12 protein-coding genes are annotated in these 12412 nt (G+C 67.3%); 10 read left to right on the top strand and 2 right to left on the bottom strand.

Annotation, left to right across the window (positions count from 1 at the left end; translation table 11 throughout):
• The first annotated feature begins 4 nt into the window (after positions 1–4).
• The 8 genes from ribH (at position 5) to AC2FAN_RS03425 (ending at position 8761) form a co-directional block, all read left to right on the top strand.
• Positions 5–526, top strand: coding sequence for a 6,7-dimethyl-8-ribityllumazine synthase (gene ribH / locus AC2FAN_RS03460; RefSeq protein WP_476806733.1), 522 nt, complete (start codon positions 5–7; stop codon positions 524–526).
• Complete coding sequence (nusB, locus tag AC2FAN_RS03455) at positions 523–990, top strand: transcription antitermination factor NusB (RefSeq protein WP_265052823.1); 468 nt, start codon at positions 523–525, stop codon at positions 988–990. Before ribH ends, nusB begins: the two co-directional genes overlap by 4 nt.
• 155 nt (positions 991–1145) lie before the next feature.
• On the top strand, positions 1146–2141 hold the full coding sequence (gene thiL, locus AC2FAN_RS03450; protein ID WP_485172722.1) for a thiamine-phosphate kinase: 996 nt from the start codon (positions 1146–1148) through the stop codon (positions 2139–2141).
• Positions 2142–2176: 35 nt separating this feature from the next.
• Positions 2177–3379 carry an MFS transporter gene (locus AC2FAN_RS03445; RefSeq protein WP_485172721.1) on the top strand — a complete coding sequence of 401 codons (1203 nt, stop codon included), beginning with the start codon at positions 2177–2179 and terminating at the stop codon, positions 3377–3379.
• A gap of 37 nt (positions 3380–3416) precedes the next feature.
• Positions 3417–4217: a (S)-ureidoglycine aminohydrolase gene (allE, locus tag AC2FAN_RS03440; protein ID WP_485172720.1), complete on the top strand. Its 801-nt coding sequence runs from the start codon at positions 3417–3419 to the stop codon at positions 4215–4217.
• 210 nt (positions 4218–4427) lie between these two features.
• The gene (locus AC2FAN_RS03435; protein WP_476806730.1) at positions 4428–6584 is read left to right on the top strand and encodes a sodium-translocating pyrophosphatase; all 2157 of its coding nucleotides are present in this window, start codon (positions 4428–4430) and stop codon (positions 6582–6584) included.
• Positions 6585–6781: 197 nt separating this feature from the next.
• Positions 6782–7708: a DMT family transporter gene (locus tag AC2FAN_RS03430; protein WP_485172719.1), complete on the top strand. Its 927-nt coding sequence runs from the start codon at positions 6782–6784 to the stop codon at positions 7706–7708.
• Between the two features lie 234 nt (positions 7709–7942).
• Positions 7943–8761: a class I SAM-dependent methyltransferase gene (locus AC2FAN_RS03425; protein ID WP_485172718.1), complete on the top strand. Its 819-nt coding sequence runs from the start codon at positions 7943–7945 to the stop codon at positions 8759–8761.
• Between the two features lie 295 nt (positions 8762–9056).
• On the opposite strand, the gene AC2FAN_RS03420 is transcribed toward AC2FAN_RS03425, so the two are convergent.
• Positions 9057–9680 (bottom strand): alpha/beta hydrolase, encoded by a 624-nt coding sequence (locus AC2FAN_RS03420; RefSeq protein WP_485172717.1) that lies wholly within the window; start codon positions 9678–9680, stop codon positions 9057–9059.
• Positions 9681–9813: 133 nt separating this feature from the next.
• Complete coding sequence (locus AC2FAN_RS03415; protein WP_485172716.1) at positions 9814–10746, bottom strand: ring-cleaving dioxygenase; 933 nt, start codon at positions 10744–10746, stop codon at positions 9814–9816.
• A gap of 191 nt (positions 10747–10937) precedes the next feature.
• On the opposite strand from AC2FAN_RS03415, the gene AC2FAN_RS03410 reads away from it, so the two are divergent.
• Together AC2FAN_RS03410 and AC2FAN_RS03405 are read left to right on the top strand one after the other, a co-directional pair.
• Entirely contained in the window at positions 10938–11363 is a 426-nt protein-coding gene (locus AC2FAN_RS03410) for a DoxX family protein (protein WP_265052832.1), read from the top strand.
• Positions 11364–11409: 46 nt separating this feature from the next.
• Entirely contained in the window at positions 11410–12372 is a 963-nt protein-coding gene (locus tag AC2FAN_RS03405) for a LysR family transcriptional regulator (RefSeq protein ID WP_485172715.1), read from the top strand.
• Positions 12373–12412: the final 40 nt, after the last annotated feature.

Here is a 12412-nt window from a genome sequence, read left to right as displayed (position 1 = left end):
AGAAATGGCCGGACCCCGGCAGACATCGGCCGACAAGGCCGCAACTCCTGCCGTCGAGATCGACGGCGCGCGCGTCCTCGTGGTCGAGGCGCGCTTCTACGACAAGCTCGCGGACGAGCTCCTTGCCGGCACGACGGCGGTGCTGGAAGAAGCCGGCTGCCGCGTCGACGTCGTCACCGTGCCCGGCGCGCTGGAAATCCCCTCGGCGATCGTCATCGGCCTGCGCGCCGCCGACGAGGCCGTCGATCCCTATGAGGCCGTCGTCGCGCTCGGCACCGTCATCCGCGGCGAGACCGGCCATTACGATATCGTCGCCGGCGAGAGCTCGCGCGCGCTGATGGATCTCTCGGTCGCCTTCGCGCTGCCGCTCGGCAACGGCATCCTCACCGTCGAGAACGAGGCGCAGGCCTGGGCCCGCGCCAACCGCTCCGAGATGGACAAGGGCGGCGGCGCGGCGGAAGCGGCGCTCGCCGTGCTGCGCTACAAGCGCTCCCTGGCGGAGCCGTCGCCGGAGGGCGCTCGATGAGCCGGGCCGAGATGCGGCGCGGGGCGCGGCTCTCGGTCGTGCAGGCGCTTTACGAGATGGAAGTCGGCGGCCGTGGCGTCGTCGAGGCGATGGCCGAGTTCGAGGCCTTCTGGATCGGCAAGGAGGTCGAGGAGATCGAATTGCCGAAGGCCGAGCTCGCCTTCTTCCGTGATATTCTCGGTGGCGTCGTGCGGGAGCAGCGCCTGGTCGACCGCACCGTGGACGATCTCTTGGCCAACAATTGGCCGCTGAAGCGGGTCGAGGCCGTGGTCCGCGCGATCCTGCGTGCCGGGGCCTATGAGCTCGCCTTCCGCAAGGACGTGCCCGGCCGCGCCGTGATCTCCGAATATGTCGCGGTTGCGCGCGCCTTTTATGAGGGCGAGGAGATCGGCATGGTCAACGCGGTGCTCGACAAGATGGCGCGGGACTTCCGTGCCGACGAGTTCGACGCGCCGGCGGCGTAGTTTAATACCTCAACCGTCATCCCGGGCGACCGAAGGGAGTCCCGGGATCCATGCCGGAGCGCTTCCGGATCGGGTTCAGGCATGGATCCCGGATCGACGCGGCTACGCCGCTTGTCCGGGATGACCTTGGAACAGTTGCGGAGCTTAGCTGACCCATGGCCGATAACCAGCGCCCCGGCGAATTCGAGCTGATCGGCCGTTATTTCGCGCCGATCGCCGGGCCAGGCGGGTTGGGTCTTCTCGACGATGCCGGCCTGCTGCGGCCGGGCCGGGGCTACGAGGTCGTCGTCACCGCCGACGCGCTCGTCGCAGGCGTGCATTTCTTCCCGGACGATCCGCCCGACGCGATCGGCTGGAAGGCGCTCGCGGTCAATCTCTCCGATCTGGCCGCCAAGGGCGCGAAGCCCGAAGGCTTCGTCCTGGCGCTCGCCTTGCCGCGTGGCTGGACCGCATCCTGGCTCGCCAGCTTCGCGGCGGGCCTCGCCCGTATGGCCGAAAGCGGCGGCTGCCCGCTGATCGGCGGCGACACCGTCTCGACCTCCGGGCCGCTCACCCTGTCGATCACCGCCTTCGGCACAGTGCCGGCCGGGCGCATGGTTCGGCGTGCCGGTGCGAAGCCTGGCGATGTCGTGCTCGTCTCCGGCAGCATCGGCGACGGTGCGCTCGGGCTGAAGGTGCACGGCCCCGACAAGCCGGGCTGGGTCGCGAGCCTCGGTGCCGATGAACGGGTGTTCCTGGCCGATCGTTACCTGCATCCGCAGCCGCGGTTCATTCTCGCCGACGCCCTGCAACGCCATGCCTCGGCGGCGATGGACGTCTCGGACGGCCTCGTCGGAGACCTTGCCAAGCTGCTTGCCGCTTCGGGAACAGGCGCCGAAATCGATCTCGACGCCGTCCCGCTGTCGGATCCGGCCCGCGCCGCGCTCATGGCCGATCCCGCGCTGGCGGAACTGGCCTGGACCGGTGGAGACGACTACGAAATTCTCTGCACGGCTTCGGAAGGGGAATATTCTGCCCTGATCGCAGCCGCGGCGGAGACGATGGTTCCGCTGGTGCCGATCGGCCGGATCACGGCCGAGGCCGGCGTGGTGACATATCGGGAGAAAGGTCAACCGCGCAGCTTCGCGCAGGGCTCCTTCTCTCACTTCTGACGGCGGCGCATCGCGGGCCGCGAGGCGGCGTTGTGATGAACCAGCATGTTCCGGTCCTCGATGGCGACAGGCTCGCGAAGCGCAACGCGCTGGTGCTGGCCGGCGCACAGGCGCTCGGCGGAGCCAACCCGGCGATCATCGTCTCGCTCGGCGGCATCGTCGGCGCGCAGCTCGTGGCGGACAAGGCCTTCGCGACGGTGCCGGTCAGCCTGCTGCAGCTCGGCATCGCGACCGGGGTCATTCCGGCTGCGATGGTCATGCGCCGGCTCGGCCGGCGCAGCGGCTATCTGATCGGCGCGCTCATCGGCGCCGCCGGGGCGAGCATTGCGGCCGGCGGCGTCGCGCTCCAGCTGTTCTGGCTGTTCTGCTTGGGCACCTTCGTCTGCGGCCTCTACGGCTCCTTCGTCCAGAGCTACCGTTTCGCCGCGGCGGACACGGCGAGCGACGGTTTCAAGCCCCGCGCCATTTCCTGGGTGATGATCGGCGGCCTCGCCGCGGGCATCATCGGCCCCCAATCTGTGTACTGGACGCGCGATCTCACGCCCTCGGCGCCCTTCGCAGCGAGCTTCCTCGCGCAAGGGCTGCTGGCGCTGCTGGCGATCGGTATCGTCTCCCAGCTGCGCGCCCCGCCGGTCGCGACCGCGCGCTCCGGCGGCGGCCGCCCGCTCGGCGAGATCATGCGCCAGCCGAAGTTCATCGCCTCGGTGATTGCTTCGCTGGTCGCCTATGGCCTGATGAGCTTCGTCATGACGGCGGCGCCGATGGCGATGGTGGCCTGCGGCCATTCGGTCGGGGATGCCGCCCTCGGCATCCAGTGGCACGTGCTCGCGATGTTCGGGCCGAGCTTCTTCACCGGCCGCCTGATCGCCCGCTTCGGCAAGGGCACGATCACCTCGATCGGCCTGGTGCTCACGGCGCTTGCTGCCGTCGTCGGCCTCACCGGCCTTAGCGTGGGGCATTTCTGGCTGGCTCTGATCCTGCTTGGCCTCGGCTGGAATTTCGGCTTCATCGGCGCGACCGCGCTGGTGACGGATTGCTATCGGCCGGAAGAGCGGGTGAAAGTGCAGGCGGCGAACGACTTCCTCGTCTTCGGCTCGGTTGCCATCGCCTCCTTCTCGGCCGGGGGGCTGCTCAGCCATGGTGGCTGGGACAGCGTCAACTGGCTCGTCTTCCCGCCTGTCGCCATCGCTCTCGCGATGGTTGCCTGGCAGCGCCTCCAGCGCCCGGCGGCCGCCTGAGCGCTGCGGCGCTTCATCCATCCTTGGAGACATCCGAATGACCAACCGCGCATTCCCGCCCGCGACCGGCCGCGTGCCGCCCGGCGCGATCGGCCATAATCGCGGCGTCGTGCGCTCCAACTACGCCTTCATGCCCCCTGAAGGCGTGCTGATCAGCCGTCTGCCGCAATACCGGGACACGATCGTGCGCGTTCTCGCCGCGCCCGTCCTAGGCGCCTTCTTTGCCCAGTACGTGCTTGAGATCGCGCCGGGTGGCGGCACGCCGGCCGCCTTCAGCGAGGACGGCGTCCAGCATTTCTTCTACGTTCTGTCCGGTGAAGTGAGCTTCGCAATCGAGGGTGCCGCGCCCCAAGGGATGGCCGCGGGTGGCTTCGCCTATCTCCCGCCGGCGACGCCCTTCACGCTGCGCAACGAATCGGCCGGGCCCGCTCGCGTCCTCGCCCTGCGCAAGCGCTACGAGGCGGCGCCTGGTCTCGCCATCCCCGAGCCGATCCTGTCGCATCAGGACGCGGTGCCGATGACGAATCACACCGGCATGGAAGGGCGCGCCTTCCAGTTCCTGCTGCCCTATGGCGACATGCGGTTCGACTTCGAAATGAACCTGATGTGGTTCAAGCCCGGCGTCTGCTTTCCTGCCGTCGAGACCCATGTGATGGAGCACGGTCTTTATATGCTGGAAGGGCAGGGGCTCTATTTGCTCGGCGAGGACTGGCACGAGATCTGGGCGCAGGATTTCATCTGGATGGGTGGGTATTGCCCGCAACAATTCTATCCGACCGGCCAAGTCGACGCCTGTTATCTGCTCTACAAGAACGTCAATCGCGACTTCGCGCTCTGAGCTTTCGCGGGTCTGCCTGACATTCGACCAAATTTGTAAGCCGAGGCGTTTGCGCTCCTCGCCGAAACTTGCCACAAATTCGCCTGACACTGGCGACGCGGAGCGGGCCTTGAGTCTTTAGGGCCCGTTTTTTCGCTGCCTGACGTCCAACGCTGCAAAGAGGAGCGACAGCGCTCCCGACGGCTCGGAAGCTCAAGGTCAGGAAAACGAATGTCAGCTCTGCTTCTCATCATCATATTGAGTGCGCTTTCCATAGCCTACGGCGTCTGGGCCTATGGCGATGTGATGAAGCGCGATGCCGGCAACCAGCGCATGCAGGAGATTTCCGGCGCGGTCGCCGAAGGCGCGCAGGCCTATCTCAAGCGTCAGTACATGACCATTTCGATGGTCGGCGTCGTGCTCTTCGTCGTACTCGCCTGGCTGCTCGGCAAATGGGTGGCGATCGGCTTCCTGATCGGCGCGGTACTTTCGGGCATGGCGGGCTTCATCGGCATGAACGTCTCGGTGCGCGCCAACGTCCGTACCGCCCAGGCGGCGATGCAGTCGCTGGGTGAGGGCCTCGACGTCGCCTTCAAGGCCGGCGCCGTCACCGGCATGCTCGTCGCCGGCCTCGCGCTGCTCGGCGTCGCCGTCTACTACGGCATCCTGACCTCCTATCTCGGCTTCGAGGCCTCCAGCCGCACGGTCATCGATTCGCTGGTGGCGCTCGGCTTCGGTGCCTCGCTGATCTCGATCTTCGCCCGTCTCGGCGGCGGCATCTTCACCAAGGGCGCCGACGTTGGCGCCGACCTCGTCGGCAAGGTCGAGGCCGGCATCCCCGAGGACGACCCGCGCAACCCGGCGACCATCGCCGACAATGTCGGCGACAATGTCGGCGACTGCGCCGGCATGGCCGCCGATCTGTTCGAGACCTATGCGGTGACGCTGGTCGCGACCATGGTGCTCGCCGCGATCTTCTTCGCCGGCCAGCCGGTGCTGGGCACGATGATGCTCTATCCGATGGCGATCGGCGCGGCCTGCATCGTCACCTCGATCATCGGCACCTTCTTCGTGAAGCTCGGCGCCAACCAGTCGATCATGGGCGCGCTCTACAAGGGCTTCATCGCCGCTGGCGTGCTTTCGGTCGGGGCGATCGCGGCGGTGAACTACGCCATGTTCGGCGGCTTCTCGGCGTCCTTCACCACGGGGCAGGGCATCACCTTCACCTCGGGCGGCCTCTTCGGCTGCGCGCTGGTCGGCCTCGCGGTGACGCTGCTGATCGTCGTCATCACCGAATACTACACCGGCACCGGCAAGCGCCCGGTGGTCTCGATCGCCCAGGCCTCGGTCACCGGCCACGGCACCAACGTCATCCAGGGCCTCGCGGTCTCGCTGGAATCGACTGCGCTGCCGACCATCGTGATCATCGCCGGTATCATCGTGTCCTATGGTCTCGCCGGCCTGTTCGGCATCGCCATCGCGACGACCGCGATGCTGGCGCTGGCGGGCGTGGTCGTGGCGCTCGACGCCTTCGGTCCCGTCACCGACAATGCCGGCGGCATCGCCGAGATGGCGGGCCTGCCCAAGGAAGTCCGCCACTCCACCGATGCGCTCGACGCGGTCGGCAACACCACCAAGGCGATCACCAAGGGCTATGCGATCGGCTCCGCCGGCCTCGGAGCGCTCGTGCTCTTCGCGGCCTATACCTCGGACCTCAACTTCTTCATCGCCGAGGCCAACAAGGCGGGCTCGACCACCTTCCAGTACTTCAAGGGCGTGGTCGTCGATTTCTCGCTGTCGAACCCCTACGTCGTCGTCGGCCTGCTGCTCGGCGGCCTCATCCCCTTCCTCTTCGCCGGCATGGGCATGACCGCGGTCGGCCGCGCCGCCGGTTCGGTGGTGGAGGAGGTCCGGCGCCAGTTCAAGGAGAAGCCCGGCATCATGGCGGGCACGGACCGGCCCGATTACGGCCGTGCCGTCGACATGCTGACCCGCGCCGCGATCAAGGAAATGATCGTGCCGTCCCTGCTGCCGGTGCTGGCGCCGATCGTGACCTATTTCGTGATCTACGCGATCGCCGGCAAGAACAACGCCTTCGCCTCGGTCGGCGCCATGCTGATGGGCGTCATCGTCACCGGCATCTTCGTGGCGATCTCGATGACCTCGGGCGGCGGCGCCTGGGACAATGCTAAGAAGAGCTTCGAGGACGGCTTCGTCGACAAGGACGGCGTGCGTCACATGAAGGGCTCGGAGGCGCATAAGGCCTCGGTCACCGGCGACACCGTCGGCGACCCCTACAAGGACACGGCGGGACCCGCCGTGAACCCGGTGATCAAGATCACCAACATCATCGCGCTTCTGCTGCTGGCGATCCTCGCGCATTCCTGAGCGAAAGCGTCGTCGCAACAATCGAACCCGCGGCGAAGGCCGCGGGTTTTTCTTTTGGGCCAACGGTTTAGATGGAGCAGTTGACTCAGCTTCGCAGGCTGTTGAATCAGGCTTCGAAGCTACGGCCGAAACCGTAGCGTTCCCGCATGCATCGACGCGTCGCTGCTGTCATGTTTCGCCAACCCAAGGAGAAACATATGTCGATGCAAGCGCTGGATGCCCCGGCCGCAACGCCGAACCGTGCCACCGAACTCGCCCTGCTGCTGGCGCTCGCCACGCTCTGGGGCGGCTCCTACACCTTCATCAAGATTGGTGTGGAGACCATTCCGCCGCTGACCCTGATCGCGGCCCGCACCCTGATCGCCGGTTTGATCCTGCTCGCCGTCATGCGCTGGCGCGGCTTGCGCCTGCCGCGCGATCTCGTCACCTGGCGGCGCTTCCTGACGCAGGCCTGCCTCAACAGCGTCGTGCCCTTCACGCTGATCGCCTGGGCCGAGCGCAGCGTCGATGCGGGCCTCGCCTCGATCCTCAACGGCACCACGCCGGTCTTCGTCTTCCTGATCTCGCTGATGCTGATGCCAGGGCAGCGCCCGGACTGGCGCAAGGGGCGCGGAGTCGGTGCCGGCATCGCCGGCGTCAGCCTGATCGTCGGCGTCGACGCCTTTTCCGGCCTCGGCCATGCCGTACTGCCGCAACTCGCCATCATCGCGGCAACGGTCGCCTATGCCTGCGCCGCCCTGTTCGGACGCAACTTCTCCGGCATGGATCCCTTGCTGCCCGCCGCAGGCTCGATGCTGGCCGGCACGGCCTTGCTCATTCCGGCGGCGCTGATCGTGGACCGGCCCTGGACCCTCGCTCCGTCGCAGGAATCGGTCATGGCGCTGATCGCCCTGTCCGTCTTCTCGACGGCGCTCGCCTTCGCCATCTATTTCCGCCTGATCCGCACGCTCGGCTCGGTCGGGACGACGGCCGTGTCCTATGTGCGCGTGCCGATCGGCGTCGTCATCGGCCTCGTCTTCCTGGGCGAGACCCTGAGTTCCACCGCCTGGGTCGGCCTCGGCTTCGTGGTCGTCGGCGTCATGGCGATGACGCTGCCGGAGCGGCGCCCGGCCGCGGCGCGTTGAAGCCGAGGCGGGCTGGCCGGAGCGGGCAGGGGGAGACGCGGTACCGGTCTGCCTGGGCCGGCACCTGGAGCGAATTTCGCGGCTCCAACCGGTATTGGAGACCCACGTAGACGACTGTGCCGCCTGCCTTTGGTGAACGTTTTGATTAACCGTGGACTAAAACTGCGATTGCGGGAGGCCGGGGGCGAGATCATTCTGAATGCTGCAGCGCGAGCATCTGGAGCGGAAGCGAACATGTCCCTGGCAACCATGGCCCCGGTTCGCGTTGAGGCGACCTCGCAGGCCGTTGGGCCTGCACCCGCCTCCACCGCCGAGTACTTTCGCAGCGTCTCGCCGAACTGGCACTCGGAATGGGCCTGGGACAATTACGAGCCCACCATCCTCGGCATGGCCAGCCAGTTCGGCCTGCGCCGCATCTGCGAGATCGGTGGGGGGCGCGATCCCCTGTTCACGCAGGCGCAGGCGGCCGATGCCGGGATCGAGTTCATCGTGAACGATATCGATGCCGGCGAACTCGCATTGACGCCGCCCGGCCTGAAGACCGCGCACTTCGACATCGCCGGCGACCTCACGGAGCCGGATGCGGTGCGCGGGAGCTACGACATGATGGTGTCCCGCATGGTCTTCGAGCATATCGACGGTGTCGAGCAGGCCTGGCGCAACATCCATGCCCTGCTGGCGCCCGGCGGCGTGGCGCTGGCCTTCTTTCCGACGCTGTGGGCGCCCGTCTTCGCGCTGAACCATATCCTGCCCGAGAACGCCTCGCGGGCGATCGTCCATGCGCTCTTCCCGGCGCGGCGCGACGGCGGTGGCGATCCGAAGTTTCCGGCGCTGTATGACTGGTGCCGCGGCAGCCCGGCACTGCTGACGCCGATGCTGAACCGTGCGGGCTTCAGCGACGTCCATATCCAGCGCTTCTGGGGTCATGGTTATTTCGACCGGATGCCGGGCCTGAAGCAGCTCGACCATGCCTTCAATGCGCTCGCCGCGCGGATCGGCTGGAACCTGGTGACGACCTACGCCTATGTCGTCGTCCGCAAGGACCGTGCCTGAGGCGCTGTCATGCGCGACCTGCCGGCCGCTGAGCCAAGCGCAGTTGTCCACCGTCTCCGCTCGGTCGATACTTGCCAGCTGACCCTACGTCACGTCACCATCAGGCACTGCCGCGTTGATGGGAGTCGTGATGCGTGCTCTGTCGCGTAGTTCGGACGTTCCGCTTTCCAACCATGGCGCCGTGCTGTTGCGCGCCCTTGTCGTGGTTGTCGTCGCCATGGCAATCATGATTCCGCTGGCTGGCTGAAGCCGCTTGCCCGTATGAAAAAAGCGGCGGAAGAGCCTGCCGCCTTCCTCAGACCCGCGCCAGCCAGTCGCTCAGCAAGCCGAGATCGGCCTGGCCGAGGCCATGCCCGGCCGGCAGCACGCGATGCTCCACCAGCGCGCCGCTATCCTCGAGCTGGCAGGCGAGCCCCTCGGCATTGGCCGCCGGCACGATCGGATCGAGCGCGCCGGAGAGAACCAGCACGGGCTTGCCGTTGAGCTGACTGCGCGGCGCGTCCGAAAACGGCATCATCGCGCGCAGCAGGGCCGCGCCGGCCAGAACCTCCGGGCGCTGCAGCAGCATCGCCGCGGCGATGTTGGCGCCGTTCGAGAAGCCGAGCGCGATCGGGGCGGGGAGGCCGTAGCGCTCCCGCGCCTGCAGTACGAAATCAGCCAGTTCATCCGTGCGGCGGCGCAAATCGGCCTCGTCGAAGACGCCTTCGGCCAATCGGCGGAAGAAGCGCGGCGCAGCGCCTTCCAGAACCTTGCCGCGCGGCGAGAGCAGGCTCGCGCCCGGGGCGACGGTGCGGCCGAGCGACAGCAGGTCGCGCTCGTCGCCTCCGGTGCCGTGCAGCAGCAGGAGCGGCTTGCGGGCCGGATCGCTGCCCGGCTCGAAGACGTGGATGAAGTCAGTGTCGGTCTTCGTGTCGATCATGGTCATCTCCCTTGACGAAAGCGGAGCCGACCTGTCCCCAAGATGGCAGGCAGGTCGGTTTGCCGGCCGGTCTTCACCGGTCCGCATGAGAGTCCTGCCGCCCGCCGGCTCATGGCCGGGCGGCAGGACGTGTTCAGCCGAGTTCGGGCAGCACCGCCTCGATCTGCTTGCGGTGCGCCTCCAGGCCGGGCGGCAGCTTCAGCGCCCGCCCGAGTTCGGCAGCCGGCTCATCGACCGCGAAGCCGGGGACATCGGTCGCGATCTCGAACAGGACATGGCCCGGCTCGCGGAAGTAGACCGAACGGAAGTAGTTCCGGTCGCGCTGCTCCGTGGTGTGGATGCCATGGTTCTCAGAGAGGCGGCGGACCATCTCCTCCTGCGCGGCGTCGTCGGCCGCCCGGAAGGCGATGTGGTGCACGGAGCCCGCGCCCTGCCGGGCCGGCAGGAAGCCGCCGGCGACGCGCAGGTCGATCACCCCGCCGACCGTCGTGCCCTGTGCGGCATAGCGGATCAGCGTCTCCTCGCGGCCGACCTCGGCGAAGCCGAAGACGTCGCTCAGGATCGCAGCCGTCGGTGCCGCATCGGCCAGCAGCAAGCTGACGCTGTGGAAGCCGCGCAGGGCATGCTCCGCCGGGATGCCGCCTTCGGCCCAGGCCGGCTCCTTCTCCACGCCGGGCAGGCCGACGAGGGCGAGCCTCATGCCGTCCGGATCGCGGAAGCTCAGCACGCTCTCGCCGAAGCGCTTGATCGGCGCCTCATGCGGCACGCCCTGCTCGACGAAGCGATGCGCCCAGTAGCCGATGGAGCCTGCCGGAACCCGGAAGACCGTCTCCTGAGTCTCGCCGACGCCGAGCCGGCCGGGAGCGGCATGCTCCCACGGGAAGAAGGTCAGGATCGAGCCCGGAGCCGCATCGGCATCGCCGAAATAGAGGTGATAGGTGCCGGGATCGTCGAAGTTCACCGTCTTCTTGACGAGGCGCAGGCCGAGCACGCGGCTGTAGAAGTCGAGGTTGCGGCGCGCGGGGCCGGAAATGGCGGTGACGTGGTGAAGGCCGTTGATCTGCATGATGCTTGTCCTCCGAACATGTGGGCGTCTGCCCTGTTGGCCGAAAGATTGGCCCGGAACCGCAAAAGCGCCAGAGGGAGTTTATTGCAATCATGCAATGTATGATGCCTCGATTTACAATTTGATTTGCGGGTGGATCAGACCAAAATCCTGACCCGAGACCAACCGGTCCCTTTTCAGGAGACACCACCATGATCGACAATCGCCTTGCCCCTTATGGCGCCCTTGGCCTGCGCGTCGCGCTCGGCCTGATGTTCATCGCACATGCCTATCTGAAGCTCGTGATCTTCACCCCCGCCGGCTTTGCCGGCTTCCTCGGGCAGGTCGGCCTGCCGGCGTTCCTGGCCTGGCCGATCATGCTGGCCGAGCTTCTCGGCGGCTTCGCGATCCTCCTCGGCTTCTATGGCCGCTATGTCTCGCTGGCGCTGGTGCCGATCCTGCTGGGCGCCCTGGCAGTCCATGCTCCCAATGGCTGGGTCTTCAACGCCCCGAACGGCGGCTGGGAATATCCCGCCTTCCTGGCGCTCACTGCCTTCGCCCACGCGCTGATCGGCGATGGCGCGCTGGCGCTGAAGTCCGGCCGCAGCGAATGGCAGGGCAAGCCGGCCATTGCCTGAGCGAGCGGCACTTGCTGGAACGGAAGCCTTGGCCAAGAGTGACCGGATGATTCAATCCGCGAAGCCCTTGGCCTGGGACGATTTCCGCCTGATCAAGGCCATCGCCGACAAGCGAGCGCTGCCGGCAGCCGCGGCAGCGCTCGGCGTCAACCACTCCACCGTCTTCCGCCGCCTCGGCCAGATCGAGGAGGCGCTCGGCGTCAGGCTCTTCGAGCGCCACCGCAGTGGCTATGTCGCGACGCCGGCCGGCGAGGAGATGATCCAGCTCGCAGCCCGCGTCGACGACGACATCACTGCTTTCGCCCGTAAGCTCGCCGGCCAGGAGATCAAACCTGCCGGCGAGTTGCGCGTTGCGACCAACGACTCGCTGCTGGTCGACCTGCTGACGCCGCTCTTCGCCCGGTTTCTCGGGCAATGCCCGGACATCCGGCTGGACATGCTGATCGGCAACCAGGCGGCAAACCTTTCCAAGCGCGATGCCGATGTCGCGATCCGCGCCACCGACAACCCGCCGGAAACACTGATCGGCCGCAAGCCGGCCCGCATCGCCTGGGCGCTCTATGGCCGCGCCGCCGATTTTCCCGATGCCGAGTCGCCGACGACGGAAAGCCTGTGGGAGCGCAGCTGGATCTCGCTGGGCGAGCAGTTCACCATGCTGAGCGCCGTCCGCTACCTCGCCCGCCACGTCGCGCCCGAGCGCGTCGTCTACAAGCTCAACACCGTGCTTGGTCTTGCCGAAGCGGTCGAGGCCGGCATCGGCATCGGCTTCCTGCCATGCTTCATCGGCGATACCCGCCCCGGGTTGACGCGGCTGGCCCCGCCCGATCCGGACCTCTCCGCCGATCTCTGGCTGCTGACCCACCCCGACCTGCGGCATACGCCGCGGGTTCGGCTGTTCCTCGATTTTCTCGCCGTCGAGGTCTCGAAGCTGCGGCCGCTGATCGAGGGCGAACGTCTGATCGGACGCAGTTCGCCGCCCGCCATCGCCTTGGCGGAGGAGGGCGCCTGAAGAGCGCCTCCCGACGTCCGCCGAGGCTTGTTGCCGGCCT

The sequence above is a fragment of the Allobosea sp. RIT-PG3_2 genome (assembly GCF_057321085.1).
This window is presented reverse-complemented; position numbering and strand designations above follow the sequence as displayed.